Genomic DNA, 18,681 nt, shown 5'->3' on the forward strand with positions numbered 1-18,681 from the left:
TGGCCACCATGGGCAAGAAGTCACATATGCACGAAGAGGATAAAGACCTCAAGGGAGAGATGTTCCTCACTGGCCGCCACCAGGGGATTCCGGCTAAACCGGACGAGGAATTCAAGCGCACCACACTCGCCGCGGGCGCTGTCCTGTGGCGCGGAAAGCTCGACGATCCCAGCACGATCGAGGTCGCGTGCATTCACCGCCCGCGTTATGACGACTGGTCGCTCGCCAAAGGCAAGGCCGACCCGGGTGAGTCCTTAGTGACCACCGCCGTCCGCGAAATCAAGGAGGAGACCGGCTACGACATTCGCTTGGGCAAACTGCTCGGCAAGACCATCTACCCGGTCAAAGACACCACCAAGGTCGTTTATTACTGGACGGGCGAGGTCACCGGCGGCGACTTCGAGGCCAATGAGGAGGTCGACGAGATCCGGTGGCTGTCGATGGCAGAGGCCAAGGATCTCATGTCCTATGACCTCGACCGCCAGGTCTTGGCAAAGGCGGAGAAGCGCTTCGGTGTGCCCGCCACCGCCCGCATTCTGTACGTGCGCCATGCCCGCGCCCACGAGCGCGAGAAATGGTCCGGCGACGATAACCTTCGGCCGTTGGACAAGAAGGGCCGCCGCCAGTCGGAGATGCTCGTGCCCATGCTCGCGCCGTTCCACCCAGACCGCATTTATTCCGCGGTTCCGGATCGCTGCCAGGCCACGGTCGCACCGCTTGCCGACGAACTGAATCTGCCCGTCGAGGTGGATGAGTGTTTCGGCGATGAGGCGTGGTTGTCCGATATGGTCGGTGCACAAAAGGCGATCACCGACATCATCGATCAGGGTGGCGTGAGCGTCGTGTGCGCCCAGGGCGACATCATCCCCAATATGGTCGCGTGGCTGTCTGCCACCGGCCGTCTGCCCATCGACGGCGACATCAAGGCGAAGAAGGGCTCCGTCTGGGTTTTGTCCTTCAACGAGGGCCGGCTCACCGGCGCCGACTATCTGCCGTCGGCGCTGCCGGTGCGGTAGAAATTAAGCGTCTGGGTGCGCTGTCTCGGCTTGCTGCAGTTTCTTCGGCCCGCCGAACGCTTCCCAGGTGAGGTAGCGCCAGCCTTTCTCCAACGGCCCCTGGCCGAAGCGACGCAGCCACAGCCAGCTGAGCACAGCTTGGATGACGAGCATCACTGCGGCGACCGCGAAAGCTGTGTAGAAGTCTTCGTTCGTTGCTCCCGCATCTTCACGTGGATATCCCAACAGCAGGCCGCTTCCGATGATCACCAACGTCGCCAGAATGTAGTTCGTCAGAGCCGTTCGGCCCAGCGACGCGAACATCGCTCCGAGCGCGGACCGCAGGGGCGTGCGCAGCAGGACATACACCAGTGCCATCCACATGGCTGCGTAGATTAGGCCAGTCGCTGCAGCAACGTAGCTATATGCGACCGTTCCAAGACTCCGGTACTGGAGGTAGCTCATTCCCAGCGTCAGCGGAACCAGAACCAGCAGTGCCATCGCCGCCGGTTTCGGGTTCTCGTCCAGGGCCTGCGGTAGCCCCCACATAGCGAATGCGAATCCGAGCAAGAGCAAGCCGGGAATGAGAACGATTCCTCCGAACGGCGCCCCGAGCAAAGTCAGCGCAATCCCTCCGACGGTGGCCAATGTGCGTCTGAGTTTCAAATCGGAGACGAAAGTGAGCGGGTACAAGAACACAAAGCCGAAGGCTGAGTAGTACAGCAGCGCCTCCCCGGGGTGGAGGATCTGGTGCACGATTCCGAGCAGAAAAAGAGGCAGCAGCCGCCGCCACATGACGGACTGCGCCATCATCCCGCGTCGGCGAGCCCCATCGACGATCAGTGCGAATCCAATCCCGAAGAGAAATGTGAACGCTGCGAAGAAGCGCTGGTGAGCAAGGAGCTCTAGCGCCCAGAACGCCCCTTTATCCCCGTCCGGCCCCGGATAGAGGAGCCATTGTTGTTGAAAGTTCACGAAAGCAATCCCGCACAGTGCGATACCGCGAATAACATCGAGCGAGAGCATTCTCGCGCTTGGCGTTTCGTTCATTCTCTGGCCTTTTCTAGACGTCGATAGCTGGCTTGTACGCGGGCCGCTTCGCTTCGAAGTCCTCGATCGCGCCCTCATCACGCAGGGTCAGGCCGATGTCATCGAGGCCTTCCATGAGGCGCCAGCGGATGTAGTCGTCGATCTCGAAGGTGAAGGTGTTCTCCCCCACCGTCACAGTCCGGTCCTCGAGCGACACCGTGACCACCATACCGGGGTTTTGCTCGAGCTGCTTCCAGATCAGCTCGATGTCGGATTCAGTCATTTGGCCGGCGAGCAGGCCTGCTTTGGATGTGTTACCGCGGAAGATGTCGGCGAAGCGCGGGCTGAACACGGCCTTGAAGCCATAGTCCATGAGCGCCCACACGGCGTGCTCTCGAGAGGAGCCGGTGCCGAAGTCGGGGCCGGCGAAGAGCACGGAGCCGTTCTTGAACGCATCCTGGTTCAGCACAAAGTCTGCTTCGTTGTTACGCCAGTTGGAGAACAGACCGTCCTCGAACCCAGTGCGCGAGACACGCTTCAAGTACACAGCGGGGATAATCTGGTCGGTGTCCACGTTGGAGCGGGTCAGCGGAACGCCAACGCCGGTGTGGGTGGTGAACTTTTCCATGATTGCTCCTTAAAGGTCCGCCGGGGAGGCAAGGTAGCCGGTGATCGCGGTGGCCGCCGCGACGAGCGGGGACACAAGGTGGGTGCGGCCGCCGGGGCCCTGGCGGCCTTCAAAATTGCGGTTCGACGTCGATGCACTGCGCTCCCCCGGCTTCAGCTGGTCCGGGTTCATGCCCAAGCACATGGAGCAGCCGGCGGTGCGCCAGTCCGCACCGAAGTCACGGAAGATCTGGTCCAGGCCCTCTTCCTCAGCCTGCTGTTTCACCATGGCGGAAGAAGGAACGACCATCATGCGGGTCTCCGGGTGGATGGTCTTGCCCTTGATCACCTCAGCTGCCGCGCGCAAATCCTCGATGCGGGCGTTGGTGCACGACCCCAGGAAGACAGTGTCGATCTTGATGTCGCGCAGAGGCGTGCCCGGCTTGAGATCCATGTACGTCAGCGCCTTTTCCGCTGCTGCCTTGAGCGTATCGTCGCCGAAGGACTCCGGGTCCGGCACGGACTCCGCCAGCGGCAGGCCCTGGCCGGGATTCGTGCCCCAAGTGACAAATGGCGTCAGCGCGGAGCCGTCGATTTCGACGACGGTGTCGAATTTCGCCCCCTCGTCCGTCGGCAAGGTCTTCCAATACGCGACAGCATCGTCCCAGTCTTTGCCCTTCGGCGCGAATTCACGACCTTTGACGTACTCGAAGGTCTTCTCGTCGGGCGCGACCATACCGGCGCGCGCGCCGCCTTCGATGGACATATTGCAGATGGTCATGCGCGCTTCCATGGAGAGCTTCTCGATGGCCTCACCGCGGTATTCGATGATGTGGCCAGCGCCGCCGTTGGTGCCGATCTTGGCGATGATCGCGAGGATCAGGTCCTTGGCCGTCACGCCCGGCTGCAGTTCGCCGGAGACTTCCACGGCCATGGTTTTGAACGGCTTGAGCGGCAGCGTCTGGGTGGCCATGACGTGCTCGACCTCGGAGGTACCGATGCCCATGCCGATGGAGCCGAATGCGCCGTGAGTGGAGGTGTGCGAATCGCCGCACACGATGGTCATGCCCGGTTGGGTGATGCCCAGCTGAGGACCGACGGTGTGCACGATGCCTTGCTTCACATCGCCCATGGAGTGCAAGCGCACACCGAATTCTTCGCAGTTCTTGCGCAGAGTGGACACCTGGGTGCGGGACGTCAGCTCCTCGATCTCGAGCAGGTTGCCCGACTTGATGCCCACGGTGGGGACATTGTGATCTTCGGTAGCCAGGTGCTGCTGCGGGCGGCGGATGGTGCGGCCCGCCATACGCAGCCCGTCGAATGCCTGCGGTGAGGTCACCTCGTGGAGGAGCTGGAAGTCAATGTAGATCAGGTCCGGGTCGCCGTTCTCGCCCTTCGTGATCACATGGTCGCGCCAGACTTTTTCCGCCAGCGTCAACGGCTGTGACTGTTCCGTCATAGTCTCTCCTCTCAGACACCCAGCAATATTCCACATTGCGGGATAGACGTTTCCATTTAATGGGACACTCTAATACACGGCAGCCCCCTCCCGCACGCGACCTCGCGAAGTTTTCAAACAGACCAGGGACCATATAGTGAGATGTTATGATCCACGCCGTGGGAATTATTGAGGGAGATTCAGTGGAGAATGCAACAGAAAATAGCTCGGGAATCAAGGTTCTCGACCGCTCAATCGCGATTATCGACGCGATCGCGGCCGGCGAGAAGACCCTCTCCCAACTCAGCGCCGACACCGGCCTGCCGCGCGCGACGACGCACCGGCTCGCCACGGCCTTGGAAATCCACCAAGTCCTCGTCCGCACCGACTCCGGCGCGTGGACAATCGGCCCAGCGCTCGCCCGCTACGCGGCCTCTGCCCCGTCGCAGATCATCGATGCCGCCAAACCGGTCATGGCCGACCTTGTGCATGCCACCAATGAATCCGTGCAGCTCTATGAACTCACCGGTTCGTCCCGCACCTGCGTCGCAGCAATCGAACCGCCGAGCGGTCTGACGCACACCGTGCCCGTCGGCTCCCAGCTCCCCCTCGACCGCGGATCCGCCGCGAAGATCTTCGCCGCACATAAGCTTGTCGACGCCCCCTTCCCCGACGAAGAAATGGTCACTGTGCGGTCCACCGGGCTCGCTGAATCCGTCGCCGAGCGCGAAGTGGGCCTGGCCAGTGTCTCCACCCCCATCTTCGGCAAGAATGGCACCGTGCTCGCTGTTTTATCCATCTCCGGCCCCGTCGAGCGCCTCAAGCCCTCCCCCGCCGACAAGTGGGGCAAAGAACTGCTTGCTGCTGCGAAGAAACTCATGCAAGCGATCTAGGTGATCTAGGTCTGTCCAGGGCACATGCACCCCCACTTATCCACCTCGGTGGGGACTAATTTGCGTCAATCGCGTCGAGTTCCGCTTCAGGCCACACCACATTCTTCGCCAGCGGAATCTGGTGGGACGCACTCTCCAGGATGTGCATGAAGTACCCGGCTGTGTTCGGAATGGCGATGATATCGCCCGGCGCGACGCTTTCTGGAAAACGGATTTTCCGCCGGAGAATCATTTCGTCCTCGATACAATAAGCACCGACAAGAAAGGCCTCCACTGGCTCGCGTCCATCGTCTTTTCCCTTGTTCCGCTTCACAAGCACTGGATCAATGAGGAAATCATCGGAGGTGGTCCGGCATTGAGTCCGGTTCATCTCCACTCCCACGAGCGGCAGGCCGTCAGAGCGGGTCTTGGTGAAAGCCACGCGGGTGAGAATGACACCGCATCCGTCGAGAAGCGAACGCCCCGGTTCCAAATGAAGCCGCAGCCCACGCTCACGCAGGCCCTGCGCAATCCCGCCGGAGAGCACCTCGTCCAGCCACTCACCTCGCGTCGGGTTCTGCCAGTACGGATAGGTGTTTCGTAACGGATCAGACTTCCATGTGAACGGCGTCGCGTAGCCATCGCGCTGCTGCTCAATCGCGTGCTGGTAGTCGTGCCACTGCTCCTCATGAGCGAGATAGCTCATTGGCACGCCGCCGCCAATGTCGATGAATTCCGGCACGTGACCGGACTCCCGTAAACGGTCGCACAGTGTCATGCATTCCTGCAGCGCTGCCTGCCTGTCTGCCGCCGCGTATCCGTGCAGGTGCGCATGCACACCGACGACATCCACATGGACTGATTTGTGTTTGAGATGCGATGACCACGCTTTAAGCCTTTCGCCGAAACGAGTCGGCGGCATTGAGTCCGGATCAGGCGCGAGCCGGGGTGCGACCCGTGCAACAGAACCCGCCACGCAAGCTAGCTGCTCAATGCGGTCGTACTCATCGCGGTTATCAACGGAAATGACGACTCCGTTGTCGACGGCTAATTGCAGCAACCGGGCGGGTTTGATGGCGGCGGACAAGATGATGCGGTCACCGGGCATACCGCGTTCGAGAACTTGCCGTAGCTCGTTCTCGCTGGCTACATCAACGCCGTTTCCCGTGTCGCGGACGGTGTCAGCGAAAAGAAGCGCCTTATTGGCCTTCCGCGCATAGAACACCTTCGTCTCCACCCCCGCGGCTGCGCCGGCTCCAACGAGCTCATCGATATTCGACCTCATCGACCCCGCATTCAGCACGTTGACGGGACTGCCGAAGCGGTCCAGCAGACTCGCGCACGCGTCTTCGTCGCTAAGCAGCTTCTCCGACCACTCGAATGTGGTCGCCTCCAACGGGGGCATGCCGTGCACTCGACCGGCATTCTCCAGCGCTGCCGCACTGACACGGTCGGCCCACTTCTCCACCACGTCGTGCTCACTGCGCCGCAGCGTGTCGTGCCCGAGAATCAACCCCTCGTTCATTCGTCCCGCCGCAGCAATGTGCCACTGGCCGTCAAGCGTTCCGTCGCGGCCGACGTGGAGCGCATTCGTGCCGGCGTAGCGGTGCCCGATGCCCTGCTCGACGAGATTGCCGACCAACGTTCCCTCCACGACCCCGGGCGGGGCAAGCACTGCATCGATGACGACTGTGGCACCGACACCAGCAGCCACGGTCCGAAGATCCTCGCCGCCGCGCGACATCGCGTCGCACCGGATCCTGCCGCTGTCAATGAGCGAGAGCACCTCCTGCGCCGAGCTCACCGGCGGGCCGAAAGCCACCCGCTCCATGGTCCGGGTGAATGCGTGGAAATCGGCTCCGCCGAGAGACTCGCGGCCGCCGAATGAAGCGCGCTCAATCAAGCTGTCGTATGTGTCCCTGAACGCGAGCGCGACAGCCAGGGCCGCCGTCCACGGTCGTTCGCCTTTCGCTGCGGCCAACGACTCCCGCAGTTCTGCGACGGGATCTCCCGTGAAGTCGGTGCCGTCCAGCACCGCGTGAATATCCGCCGTAGTCGCGTCACCGCCGGTGATCCGTGCGATCTGCGCCGAGCACGCTGCGAGGATCTGCTTCAGTTCGGTGAGATCAACACAGCGCAGAATCGCCTCAGCTGTCCTCTCTAAATGCGGGCGCGCCTGACGCTCCTTCTGCGAATCGAGATACGCCTTCACTTCCATGAACCTGCCCGAGCGCGTCACCGGGTAGAACGTTCCCGCTTTGGCGTAGCGGACAATATCAATGAAGGTCAGTGCTGCACCGCGCACGAGCGCGACATCTTCCTCCCCAACCTGATCGAGATTGGCGGCCGGGTAGGCCGGCGCGATGACGCGAAGGTCCCCCATCTCCTCGTGTGTAAACGAGCCGGGCCAATCGTGCGCATGGCCGGTCGCGATGAGCACCTCGTCATAGAAATGCCCTTGCACCTCGACGCTGTCCCCGTCCGGGCGTACCGAGTCGACTCGCTCAAAACTAAAGCTCACGGTGCTGCGCCGTGGCGCGCGCTCGGCCAATGCATTCCAAGAGTCTTCGAGCAGCGTGCCGACGATGCACCTTGGCGGAAAATCCCCCGCATAGTCGTCGTGAGGATCGACCGGCCCATGCTGCGTCTCAACGATGCCTTTCGGCGCGTTGAGGATCCACTGCGCGGGAAGATCCTGAGCAAATGCACCAGGAGCAGAAGCATGGGACAACGGCACGTCGCTGAATACAGTCAGATCGATTGCACAGCCGCGTTGCCGTGCACGCTCCATCAGTGACTCCGCCGCCCACAGGCCCCGGGGGCCTGCGCCGATGATCGCTACCTTCACTGCAGCGCCTCGCTTCCTAGGTTTTCTGCCACCCACTCGTCGTTGTACACCGTATCGAGGTAAGCGCGGCCATCGTCGTGAAAGATTGCCACGACATCGCCTGATGCGCCCTCCCCCACAAGTTTTTCGACTGCGTGGGCGACAGCTCCCCCGGATGCTCCTGGAACGAATCCAGACGAGCCTGCTAGTTTCCGGGCTGCCCGCACGGCTTCTGAAGCTCGCACGCGGATCACACGGTCGGGATGGACGTCACGAGAAAGATCTGGTGTCACCCCGGCCCCGTATCCGGGAAGCAATCGAGGCCCGCGTTCACCGCCGAAAAGAACCGATCCTTCAGCGTCGACCGCCACCACTGATGTGTCATACCCGTGACTGCGGATATGCCGCATACAACCGCCGATCGTTCCCGTTGTGCTCACCGCTGCGACGAGCACATCGGGAGCCCGCCCGAGCTTATCGACGATTTCCGCCATCGTCCCTCCATCGTGAGCATCGAATGCGGCCGTGTTGGAGTATTGGTCCAGATTCAGCGCCCCGAGCTCGTCTTTGAGTTCAGCGACACGTTTCCGTCGGGCCACGAGCCAGTCCCCCGTCTCAGGGTCAGGCTCGTCGACTGGGTGAAGGATGCCCCCGAGCGCGGTGATCATCGCCAGCGTGGAAGCATTCGTGCGCTGGTCGACCACACAGTGGAATTCCCACCCGCCGACGGCAGCCTCACGTGCGAGCGCGACTCCCAGGTTTCCGGAGCTCGACTCCACGACTCTCATCCCGGGCTTGAGAAGACCTTTCTGCTCGGCCGCACGCACGAGAGCATGAGCAGTACGGTCTTTCGCGCTACCGCCTGGATTGAACGACTCCAGTTTCCCCCATACGCGTGCCCGTGCGTCGCCACTGTGAGTCTCCCCGAAGCTTCCCAGCCGAACTAGCGGGGTCGTGCCGATCGCATCGAGAATGCCGCACCCTGTCGTAGTCATAAAGCAGATCTTATGCGAATCGCGGGGACTAGGCTTGCCGGCATGACAGAAGCAACACCCAGAAGCGGGTCCATCACCAGAACACCATTCGTTGGGTATACATAAGGAGAACCTGGATCATGAGCCGAGATGTCATGCGCAAGCTGTTGCCTGATGCACTGATTCAAGAGTTCTGCTCCATCGGAGCCGACCTGGACTGGGCGCAGGGTTCAGACGCCACCCAACGCCACTTGGCGTCTCTGGGATGGATCATCGTCGATGACCTGTCGATGAAGTACGGGGACATGCCAGCTTCAGTCGTGGGCGGTGAAGCATGGACCTTGACGATCAACGCAATGCACACACGCTGGGCTTTGGATGTCGACACATCCCAAGGTGCAGGAGCAGCACGTATCCGACACGTCATCAGCCTCGTTCAGGACACCTTGGGGACAGCGCCGGACCCCATCAAGCTCGACACGGGAAAGTTTGCGGCACGCTGGCTCCTGCCGTCCGGAACATCGGTACTCGTGGAGGAATCACACCTTCGGTACCTCTCCGTCGACAGCACCGAGGCAGAACGCTTCCGGTTGGAGAGGCCCCACAAGTACGCGCAGTATCTCGACATGGAGGAACGAGAAGCAAGCCGCCACGACCTCGGACGACCACATGCTTCGGCCGATGGCCGCTACGACGCCGGCATCCAGATCCGGCGCGAGGTCATGGGCGATGACTTCGTCGACGCGGCACTAAACCGTTCCGCCGGGACCGACGGCGAGGAGCTCCAAGAGCACATCACAGCGACAGTGTGGGGCTCGGTGTGGACCCGCGACGGGCTGAGTCGCCGGGACCGCAGCTTGCTCAATATCGGCATGCTGGTCGCTTTGCGGGCCACGGAGGAATTGCGCGGGCACATCCGCGGCGCACTGGCCAACGGGCTCACCCGCGAAGAGATCACGGAGGCGATCATCCACTCCTCCGGCTACTGCGGCGCCCCCGCTGCCCTTTCTGCGATGAAGGTAGCGCAGCAGGTGCTCGAAGACGAGCTCGGGCCTAAGGCTTGATGCTCATCCCGTCTTGAGCAACCAGATCGTTGGCGGAGATGAAATAGGTCTCCATCGTCCCGTCCACGACCGCCATCTTGTCCGACAACTCGTCAGGCAATCCGGCACCGGCTACAGCGAGCGAAAAGTCCGGCACCACTGAGCCGTGAAGACTGCGTGGTGCCGGACTGTTTCAGTATTTCTTTGTACCCCGTACGGGATTTGAACCCGTGTTACCGCCGTGAGAGGGCGACGTCCTAGGCCGCTAGACGAACGGGGCGCGTTCGCTGTTGATTGCGACTTGATAAATGTAAAGGACAGCCAGCAAAGAACCAAATCGGCTGGTCAGAACATCTATTTCGGGTACACCAACGGAGTGGTGATGCGCAGGCCAACGGGATCGCCGACCTCAGGCTTCGGATCAGCCGCCATGCGGGCGCGAAATTCCACGCCACCGGCCTCGAGATTCACCGAATAGCTGCTCACCTCAAACAGCACAGATGTCACGGTCGCCTCCACATCGCCTTCAGCGGCGGACACGACGTCGACTGCATCGGGAAGAACGGCGACGGTGACCGCCGCGCCGTCGTCACGCATTGCTGCGTCGCTCATGGCGCTCACCTCGCCACGCTTCCACGTCAGAGCTGGCTTATCGACGACCACCTCTCCCCCGCGCACCGTGCCGTCGAGAAGCGTGGCGTCGGAGATGAACGATGCCACCCATGCGCCTGCGGGCTGGGTGACCACGGCGTGTGGGGTGTCGAATTGCTCGAGTGTTCCGTCGCGCAGCACAGCGATGCGGTCAGCGATCGCGATGGCTTCTTTCCGGTCGTGTGTGACATGCACCGTGGTCAGCTCATTGTTACGGGTCAGCGAGACGATCTCGCGACGCAGCGCATCGCGCAGGGGTTCGTCGAGGGCGGACAGGGCTTCGTCGAGAAGCAAAACGCGCGGTTCCGCAACAATCGCGCGGGCGAGCGCCACGCGTTGCCGCTGGCCGCCCGACAACGTCGACGGTTTGCGCTTTCCGTACCCCGCGAGGCCGACGGTCTCGAGTGTGCGCTCCACGCGGCTGGCGATCTCGCTGCGCTTCACGCCCGCGCGGCGCAGCGGATATGCGACGTTGTCCGCGACGCTCATGTGCGGCCAGACGGCGTGCTGCTGAAAGACCATGCCCATGTGGCGCTTCTCCGGCGGTGTTGCCGAGACGTCCTCCCCGCCGAGCGCGATGGTGCCCTCGGACGGGTCAATGAAGCCCGCGATGGTGCGCAGAAGCGTCGTCTTTCCCGAGCCGGACGGCCCGACGAGCGCGACGAATTCCCCGCTGGGAATGTGCAGCGTGATGTCGTTAAGGCCGCGTGTGCCGTCCGGGAATGTGACTCCGAGGTTGTCGATACCGATGTCGCTCATCATGACTCCTTAGCGGGATTGCGCACGGTCAGCGCGAGCGCGGCGATGCCGATCGCCACGAACATGAGCGCGAGTGCGGACGCTTGGTTGTAATTGCCGGACTGCTGCAGATTGAACAGCTGCACACCGATCGTGGTCGTGCCGGGGGCGACGAGCAGGATCGAAATGGTCAGCTCGCGCACGGCTGTCACTGCGACGAGCACAGCGCCCGAGGCGACCGCGGGCAACGCCATCCGGCCGGAGGTGTCCCACATCGCCCGCAGCCGACCCGCACCAGAGACCTGCGCAGCCTCCTCCACAGCCGCCGGAACCTTCCGCAAAGGCGCGCGCACGGCTTGGAGCACCATGGAGGTGAACGCGCAGACATAGGCGAACAGAATCACCCAGCGGGTGTTGTACATGTCCGTGTAGCGCGACACGATCACCCAACCGACACCGATGATCAATCCGGGCAGCGCCGACGGCAGCAGGGTGACCAAGCTCAGCGCCGTATTCGACCGCGCCTGGGTGCGGGTGACCAACAGCCCGATCGCCCAGCCGAAAAGCCCGCACAGCAGCGCCGTCCCGGCGGCCAGGGTCACCGAGTTGATGAAGCCCTCCTGCACGCGCGGATTCGCCAGCGTGCGCGAGAAATTATCCAGGGAGATCGTCTCCCACGTCAGCGGCACGCCCGGGGCAGGCAGGAATGCGCGACGCGCCAAGCCCAGCACGGGCCCCAGGGTGATCGCCAACGCGATGATCCACGTCACCACGGTCACTGGCCATTTCGCATTGCCGAGCGAGAGCTTCATCGTCCCGCCTCCGCTCACCGTCGACGACGCTCGCCTAGACACCAGGTAGTCGGCAACGACGGCGCCGATGCCCAGCAGCATGAGCACAGCGCCCACCGTGGAGACGACCTGCAGCGGATTGCTCACCGTCCCGGATTCCATGAAACGGTAGACCATCGTGGCGAGTGTCTCGAAGCGCACGGGCGAACCGAGAATCGAGGGAATGCCGAAATCCGCCAGGTTCGCCACCGCCGTCAGCGTGAACGAGCTCAGCAAGGCCGGGCCCAGCAGAGGAATCGTCACCGTGCGCAGCACCGTCCACGTCCCAGCGCCGCCGACGCGCGCGGCGAGCTCCAAGTCGGACGGAATCGACCGCAGCGCTGCCGCCACAATCACGTACACAAGCGGGTACGAGTGCAGCATCATCAGGAAAATGATGCCGTCGGCGCCGTACATGTCCCACAGCGGGCGCCCGAACACCGCGTTGAGCCCTTGGTTACGCCCGAAGAGCTGCAGCCACGAGATCGCGCCGACGAACGGCGGCACGAGCAGCGGCGAAAGCAGAAACAACCTCAGCGTGCCCGCGCCCGCAATATCGGTTCGTTCCAGCAGGATCGCGACAACGGTTCCAACGAGCACGGCGCTTATCGACGACGCCAGTGTCGTGTACACCGAATTCCACGTCGCCGTGGCTAGGCCCTGCTCCACCAAGACCGGAAACTGGTTGCCACCGAGCGCGAGAGAGATGACCATCGCCAGCGGCGCGATGAAGATCGCTGCCGCCAGCAGCCAGATGCCCAGCCGCGCGAAAGCGACGCCGCCGGAAGAAAAACGTGTGCCCACTATGTTTCGACTCGTCCGTTTGAGTGACCGTGACAGATGCACGGGAAGGCCTGGGATGGCCTTCCCGTTGACTTACTTGACTGCGTTCTGGAAGAACTCGACGGAACGCTCGCGGTCGTTCGACAGAGTCTCATCGTCGACGGTCATGAGCTCGATCTCCTCGAGCTTCGGTGCGTCGCCCGGGGTGCCCACGGAGTCGACGACCGGCAGGTAGTTCTGCTCGACAGCGATCTTCTGCGCTTCTTCCGACAGGATGAAATTGATGTAGCGCTGGGCTGCTTCCTTCTTCTCAGAATCCTTGAACACGGCGATCGGCTCGGTGATGTACGGGGAGCCCTCGGTGGCGTAGACCTCCTTGATCGGAGAGCCCTTGGCCGCCAGGTCACGCACCAGGTAGTCCACGACGACACCGACCGGGTGGCCGCCGCCGGCGATCTCCTGCGAGGTCGGGCCGTTGGAAGCCGCGATCATCGGCTTATTCTTGCCCAGGTCTTCCACCCAGGTCTCACCGAGTTTCTCGTTGTTCATCCACACCGTCGCGTTGAATGCCGCGGCGCCGGAGACAGCCGGGTCCGGCATGACGATCTTGTCCATGAATTTCTCGTCCGTCAGGTCCGCCCAGGAGGCCGGAGCATCAGCCTGGTCGATGACGTCGGTGTTGTACGCGATGACCGTCGGGATGAGGCGGGTGCCCACATAAAAGCCGTCAGCGTCGACGACCTCCTCGAGCACGCCGTCCGTCTTCACATCGTCGAATTTGGCCAGCAGGTCCTCGGACTTGAAGCCTTCGAAGGTCGGTGCGTCAGCGGCCCAGATGATGTCGCCCTCGACCTTACCGGAGGACTTCTCCGCGTCGATACGCGCCTTCAGATCGCCAGTGCCCGCGCGGTAGACCTCGACCTCGACATCCGGGTTCGCCTTCGTGAACGCCTGGTTGATCTCATCGACCTTCTCCTCCGGCTCGGAGGTGTAGACGGTGATGACGGTCTTCTCGCCGGACTTCTCTGCGGTGCTATCGCCGTTGCCGCCTGCGGCAGCATCATCGGTGCTCGGCTCGGAGCAGCCGGCCAGAGCGATTGCTGCGGCGCCGCACACGGCGATCAGGGACAAGGGCTTACGGGAAATGCGCATGACAGTGTCGTCCTCTCAGATAGTTCTCAGACGGCGCTCACCGTAGCACCGACCGCCCCACCCTGCTCGCCAAGTGACGCAGGTCTCTTACATACCGCTGTCACGCATCTTCTGCCTGCGCATGTCCAGTGCGATAGCGATGCCGATAACGGCAGCATGGACATTCTCGTCGAGCCCCGGTTCAAAGGCGACGCGGTATGTCGTCTTGCCCATCAGCGCCCTGCCCATGCCGGAGAATTCCGCGTCAACGCGAGCGATCGTGCGCCCCTGGGACGTCAGCGCGTAGTTGAGTTGGAAGACCTCTCCTTTGATTTCCACCTGCGGGTAGCCCACGATATCCACATCGTATTTCGCGCCGATCCAGGCGAAGCGCTTGGTGATGTGCGCGAGTACAGCGTCGCCTCCGGTCTGGGGGTCGACGCGGTGCACGGTGTACTGGTCGCGAATGAAATTCACCGGATCCTCGATCGCCAGCACCGGTGCACCTGCCGCATCGAATACTTCGACCCCGCGGGACGCTTTGAAGAAATCACTGAGTTTCAGAGTCTGCCGCGCGAGGCCGAGTTGTGTGCCCCGTGGGTCGCTGATGGTGAATTCGTCGCGGCCGATCGCCTTGGACTGGGAGATAACGAGTTCGTTCGTGTGCAGCATGGCGGCCAGCATAACGAAAACCTCCGGCCCGCTTCTGCTTTGAAGCTGACCGGAGGTCTCGTTTTGTATTTTGTACCCCGTACGGGATTTGAACCCGTGTTACCGCCGTGAGAGGGCGACGTCCTAGGCCGCTAGACGAACGGGGCAAAGGACTTTATGTCCAGCAATTCAATAAAGTTTCATCTCTACTGAACTGCAGCTGGCCTACCAGGACTCGAACCTAGAATGACGGTACCAGAAACCGTAGTGTTGCCAATTACACCATAGGCCATCGTTTCTCAGCGCTTCCTGCGTTGTGCGGGTTGCTCTGAACAACGACGATTACTATAACCACACCGGCGATACGGGACCAAATCAGCTGGTCAACAGCAGTGAAAAGGCCACCAGTAATCACACCGGTGTGATTAGCAATGCAGGCTGCGCGCCCTACTCGCCGGAGGCCGGCACAAAGGGAGTCTGCTCCCGCGCGGAACGCAGGCGAGCCAGGGTGGATTCGCGGCCGAGCAGCTCTATCGACTCGAACAGCGGCGGCGAAACAGCTGCACCGGACACAGCCACGCGCAGTGCACCGTAGGCCTTGCGGGGCTTGAGGCCGAGATCGTCGATAAGCGCGCCGCTGAGCGCGTTCTCGATATTCTCCGTCGTCCAATCGCTGATGCCCTCGAGTGCGGCGATACCGGCGTCGAGCGGTTCGACGGCATCTTCCTTGAGGTTCTTCTTTGCCGACTTCTCGTCGAGCGTGAGCTCCGCATCCGGGATGACCAAGAACTTCAGCAAGTCATAAGCGTCCCCGAGCATCTTGATGCGGGTCTGCACGAGATCGGCTGCGACGGCGAATTTATCCTCCGGGTAATCCGCTGGGAAGTCCGTGTACTCACTCAAGTACTCGCGCAGGCGGTTCTTGAAGTCCTCCGGCTCGAGCATGCGGATGTGGTCGGCGTTGATGGCCTCGAGCTTCTTCTGATCGAAGCGCGCCGGATTGGCCAGCACATCGTTGATGTCGAAGGCATTGACGAACTCCTCCACAGTGAAGATGTCCTGATCCGCCGACAGCGACCACCCGAGAAGGGCGAGGTAGTTGATCATGCCCTCGGGAATGATGCCGTTGTCGCGGTGATTGAACAGGTTCGATTCCGGGTCACGCTTGGACAGCTTCTTGTTGCCCTGCCCCATCACGAATGGCATGTGACCGAATTCGGGCGTGAAGTCAGTGACCCCGATGCGCTGCAGGGCCTCGTAGAGCGCCAGCTGACGCGGGGTGGACGAGAGCAAGTCCTCGCCGCGCAGCACGTGCGTGATGCCCATGAGCGCGTCATCGACGGGATTGACCAGGGTGTACAGCGGTGCACCATTGGAGCGCGCCACGACATAATCCGGCTGGGTGGATGCCTTGAATTCCACGTCGCCGCGAACCAGGTCGTGCCACTTCCAGTCTTTCTCCGGCATGCGCAGGCGCCAGACCGGCTCGCGGCCCTCCGCCTTGAACGCCGCGACCTGCTCGTCAGTGAGATCGCGGTCGAAATTGTCGTAGCCGAGCTGCGGGTCGCGGCCGGCGGCGATGTGCCGCTCCTTGACCTCGTCGGCCGTGGAGTACGCCGGGTAGACCTCGCCAGCCTCGATCAGCTTGTCCAGGATCTCCTTGTAGATGTCCATGCGCTGGGACTGGCGGTACGGCTCATGCGGTCCCCCCTTGACCACACCTTCGTCCCATTCCATGCCGAGCCACGTCAGCGAATCGATGATCGCCTGGTAGGACTCCTCGGAATCACGGGCGGCATCCGTGTCCTCGATACGGAACACCAGGGTGCCGCCGGTGTGTCTAGCTTGCGCCCAATTGAAAAGCGCCGTCCGGACCATCCCCACGTGGGGCGTTCCGGTCGGCGAAGGGCAAAAACGTACTCGTACAGGTGCGTCAGTCATGCACCCAACTGTAGCGCGCTAGAGGTCGGCTGATTTCGTGGGCAGTTTATTTGCTCACGCGGGACAGCACTGCCCACATATCGTTCGCGGTGGACGGGTTGTACCACCAGAAGTGGTTCGACCCGTGAACCTTGATGGCCTGCACCAGCTTCTTCTCACCCGACCCCCTCCCCTGAACCGATCTCCGACCCCGCACTAGAATCGGCACACATGTCATCCCCCAGACCCGACTCCGCGCCTGATTTTCTCCTGTCCCGCGCGGACGGTTCTGTGCGCACACAAGGCTCAAAGATGAGCTTTATCGACGCCTGGGACGCCATTGCTGCCCTCGACCGCGGCGACGTCCCCATTGTCGTCGGCGCACTCCCCTTCGACCGCGATGCCCCCGCCGCGCTGACCGTTCCCCAGCGCATCATTCGCGAACCCGGACCCCTTGAGCCCCACGCTTACTACCGAACCGGCGACGGCGCCCGGCTTTCCGCCCGACTCACGGGTTATGACCCGGAACCGCATGAGCATCTCCGCCGCGTGGAAGCTGCCGTGGCCACGATCAATGACTCGTTATTGGACAAGGTCGTGCTCGCTCGCGCCGTGGACATCGGTTTCGACGAACCGGTCGACCCCCGGACGGTCGCCGCGCGCCTGATCGACCTCTCCCGGACCCGCGACGGTTTCATCGCCGACCTCACGCCCGCTGGAAAACACGGTCACATGATCGTCGGCTCCTCCCCAGAGCTGTTGATCAAACGCAAGGGACTCACGATCTCCTCATATCCCCTCGCCGGATCCGCCGCGCGTATTTTCGACGATCCCGCCGCCGACGAAGCCGCCGGTAAAGCGCTGGCCAATTCCACCAAGGATTTGGACGAGCACGCGTACGTCGTCGAGCACATCCGCGACATCCTCGCCCCGCTTTGCGACGAACTCTCCATCCCCTCCCGCCCTGTACTGACCAAGACGAATGAGATGTGGCACTTGGCCACCCCGATTGCCGGCACACTGCGCGATCCCGCCCCGAATGCGCTGGATTTGGCCGCCCGGCTCTACCCCACCCCGGCTGTCTGTGGCTCCCCACAACACGCTGCAGAGGCGTTGATCACCACTGCCGAATCAGACCGGTCCTTCTACGCCGGGACCGTCGGTTGGTGCGATCGAAGCGGCGATGGCGAATTCATGGTCACTATCCGCTGTGCCGAAGTCAATGGCGACGGCACCGCTGCCCGCGCATGGGCAGGCGGCGGACTCGTCGCTGCCTCCGAGCCGGAGGCTGAGCTCGCTGAAACCACCGCGAAGCTGCGCACGATCCAGCGCGCGCTCGGCCTTTAACCAGCGCTTAGGCGCGCTCCACCGGGTTGCGGAGTGTGCCGATGCCCTCGATCTCGACCTCGATCGTGTCCCCCGGCACCATTTCCGCGGTGCCCGCCGGCGAACCCGTGCAAATCACATCGCCCGGCAGCAGCGTGTACGCCGACGTAATGAACTCGATGATCTTGCCCAACTTCCAGATCATCTGGTTCGAATTCGAATCCTGCTTCGTCTCCGTGGCGCCGTCGTGCGTCAGGTGTGCCTTGATCGGCAGGTTGTCGAAGTCAAATTTATCCAGGTCAGTCTCGATCCACGGACCCAGCGGGCAGAACGTGTCAATGCCCTTTGCACGGGCCCACTGACCGTCGGTGAACTGCAGATCGCGGGAGGAGACATCATTGACAATGGTCACGCCCCGCACGACTGACTTCCAGTCTTCTGCCTTGACGTTCTTGCACGGCCGGCCGATGACGAGAGCGAGCTCGCCCTCGAATTCGACGCGGGTGGCAAACTCCGGGATCTTGATGGCCGCATCCGGCCCGATCACTGCTGTCGGGGGCTTGAGAAACAGAGTCGGCGGCAGGTGCTCCGAGGACTGCTTGAACACCTCGGCCACGTGGTCGGCGTAGTTACGGCCGATTGCCACTACCTTGCTGGGAAGCATCGGGGCGAGCAGACGCACGTCCTCGAGCGCCCATTCCTTGCCCGTGTACTCCGGCTCCGTGAACGGAGTCGCCTTGATTTGCTTCGCAGTCGTCGCGTCATCGTCGATGACCGCGAAGGTCATTCCCTCAGGTGTGGCAATTCGTCCATAACGCATGCCAATGAGCATACGCCACCGTGGACTCTCACCGCTTAGGGATAGCC

Annotated in this window: 17 protein-coding genes and 3 tRNA genes; 4 read left to right on the plus strand and 16 right to left on the minus strand. The window is 62.4% G+C overall.

Annotation, left to right across the window (positions count from 1 at the left end; translation table 11 throughout):
- Window positions 1-8 precede the first annotated feature (8 nt).
- Entirely contained in the window at window positions 9-1,016 is a 1,008-nt protein-coding gene (locus J5Y21_RS01740; RefSeq protein ID WP_210572149.1) for a bifunctional NUDIX hydrolase/histidine phosphatase family protein, read from the plus strand.
- A gap of 3 nt (window positions 1,017-1,019) precedes the next feature.
- Here the strand turns inward: J5Y21_RS01740 and J5Y21_RS11825 are convergent, their stop codons facing one another.
- The 3 genes from J5Y21_RS11825 to leuC form a co-directional block, all read right to left on the minus strand.
- Entirely contained in the window at window positions 1,020-1,970 is a 951-nt protein-coding gene (locus J5Y21_RS11825; RefSeq protein ID WP_210572151.1) for a DUF418 domain-containing protein, read from the minus strand.
- 88 nt (window positions 1,971-2,058) lie between these two features.
- Window positions 2,059-2,652: a 3-isopropylmalate dehydratase small subunit gene (gene leuD / locus J5Y21_RS01750; protein ID WP_005290383.1), complete on the minus strand. Its 594-nt coding sequence runs from the start codon at window positions 2,650-2,652 to the stop codon at window positions 2,059-2,061.
- 9 nt (window positions 2,653-2,661) lie between these two features.
- Window positions 2,662-4,089, minus strand: a complete 1,428-nt coding sequence (gene leuC / locus J5Y21_RS01755; protein ID WP_210572153.1) for a 3-isopropylmalate dehydratase large subunit — start codon at window positions 4,087-4,089, stop codon at window positions 2,662-2,664.
- A 146-nt stretch (window positions 4,090-4,235) separates the two neighbouring features.
- Between leuC and J5Y21_RS01760 the strand changes: the two genes are divergently transcribed.
- Window positions 4,236-4,961: an IclR family transcriptional regulator gene (locus J5Y21_RS01760; RefSeq protein ID WP_210572156.1), complete on the plus strand. Its 726-nt coding sequence runs from the start codon at window positions 4,236-4,238 to the stop codon at window positions 4,959-4,961.
- 55 nt (window positions 4,962-5,016) lie between these two features.
- Here J5Y21_RS01760 and J5Y21_RS01765 read toward each other — a convergent pair whose 3' ends face one another.
- A complete protein-coding gene (locus J5Y21_RS01765; RefSeq protein ID WP_210572157.1) occupies window positions 5,017-7,788 on the minus strand; it encodes an FAD/NAD(P)-binding protein in 2,772 nt (923 codons plus the stop codon).
- The gene (locus J5Y21_RS01770; RefSeq protein WP_210572158.1) at window positions 7,785-8,762 is read right to left on the minus strand and encodes a pyridoxal-phosphate dependent enzyme; all 978 of its coding nucleotides are present in this window, start codon (window positions 8,760-8,762) and stop codon (window positions 7,785-7,787) included. Before J5Y21_RS01770 ends, J5Y21_RS01765 begins: the two co-directional genes overlap by 4 nt.
- Before the next feature lie 701 nt (window positions 8,763-9,463).
- Between J5Y21_RS01770 and J5Y21_RS01775 the strand changes: the two genes are divergently transcribed.
- A complete protein-coding gene (locus J5Y21_RS01775; RefSeq protein WP_246874864.1) occupies window positions 9,464-9,805 on the plus strand; it encodes a carboxymuconolactone decarboxylase family protein in 342 nt (113 codons plus the stop codon).
- Here the strand turns inward: J5Y21_RS01775 and J5Y21_RS01780 are convergent.
- The 10 genes from J5Y21_RS01780 to J5Y21_RS01825 form a co-directional block, all read right to left on the minus strand.
- A complete protein-coding gene (locus tag J5Y21_RS01780) occupies window positions 9,795-9,941 on the minus strand; it encodes a hypothetical protein (protein WP_210572162.1) in 147 nt (48 codons plus the stop codon). The two genes, J5Y21_RS01775 and J5Y21_RS01780, sit on opposite strands and share 11 nt — an antisense overlap.
- Window positions 9,942-9,991: 50 nt before the next feature.
- Window positions 9,992-10,064 (minus strand) — tRNA-Glu (locus J5Y21_RS01785).
- A gap of 74 nt (window positions 10,065-10,138) precedes the next feature.
- Entirely contained in the window at window positions 10,139-11,194 is a 1,056-nt protein-coding gene (locus J5Y21_RS01790) for an ABC transporter ATP-binding protein (protein WP_210572298.1), read from the minus strand.
- Window positions 11,194-12,717 (minus strand): iron ABC transporter permease, encoded by a 1,524-nt coding sequence (locus tag J5Y21_RS01795; RefSeq protein WP_246874865.1) that lies wholly within the window; start codon window positions 12,715-12,717, stop codon window positions 11,194-11,196. Before J5Y21_RS01795 ends, J5Y21_RS01790 begins: the two co-directional genes overlap by 1 nt.
- 162 nt (window positions 12,718-12,879) lie before the next feature.
- Window positions 12,880-13,938 carry an ABC transporter substrate-binding protein gene (locus tag J5Y21_RS01800; protein ID WP_210572164.1) on the minus strand — a complete coding sequence of 353 codons (1,059 nt, stop codon included), beginning with the start codon at window positions 13,936-13,938 and terminating at the stop codon, window positions 12,880-12,882.
- An 87-nt stretch (window positions 13,939-14,025) separates the two neighbouring features.
- Entirely contained in the window at window positions 14,026-14,589 is a 564-nt protein-coding gene (locus J5Y21_RS01805) for an LURP-one-related family protein (RefSeq protein WP_210572166.1), read from the minus strand.
- Between the two features lie 73 nt (window positions 14,590-14,662).
- Window positions 14,663-14,735, minus strand: a tRNA-Glu gene (locus J5Y21_RS01810).
- A 53-nt stretch (window positions 14,736-14,788) separates the two neighbouring features.
- Window positions 14,789-14,860 (minus strand) — tRNA-Gln (locus J5Y21_RS01815).
- A gap of 155 nt (window positions 14,861-15,015) precedes the next feature.
- Window positions 15,016-16,509 (minus strand): glutamate--tRNA ligase, encoded by a 1,494-nt coding sequence (gene gltX / locus J5Y21_RS01820; RefSeq protein WP_210572168.1) that lies wholly within the window; start codon window positions 16,507-16,509, stop codon window positions 15,016-15,018.
- A 46-nt stretch (window positions 16,510-16,555) separates the two neighbouring features.
- Window positions 16,556-16,717: a hypothetical protein gene (locus J5Y21_RS01825; RefSeq protein WP_210572170.1), complete on the minus strand. Its 162-nt coding sequence runs from the start codon at window positions 16,715-16,717 to the stop codon at window positions 16,556-16,558.
- Window positions 16,718-16,719: 2 nt separating this feature from the next.
- Between J5Y21_RS01825 and J5Y21_RS01830 the strand changes: the two genes are divergently transcribed.
- Window positions 16,720-17,835: an isochorismate synthase gene (locus J5Y21_RS01830; RefSeq protein WP_210572171.1), complete on the plus strand. Its 1,116-nt coding sequence runs from the start codon at window positions 16,720-16,722 to the stop codon at window positions 17,833-17,835.
- Between the two features lie 7 nt (window positions 17,836-17,842).
- Here the strand turns inward: J5Y21_RS01830 and J5Y21_RS01835 are convergent, their stop codons facing one another.
- On the minus strand, window positions 17,843-18,634 hold the full coding sequence (locus J5Y21_RS01835; RefSeq protein WP_210572174.1) for a fumarylacetoacetate hydrolase family protein: 792 nt from the start codon (window positions 18,632-18,634) through the stop codon (window positions 17,843-17,845).
- Between the last annotated feature and the right edge of the window lie 47 nt (window positions 18,635-18,681).

The organism is Corynebacterium sp. Marseille-P3884 (genome assembly GCF_017942225.1).
In the GTDB taxonomy this organism is placed as follows: Bacteria; Actinomycetota; Actinomycetes; order Mycobacteriales; family Mycobacteriaceae; genus Corynebacterium.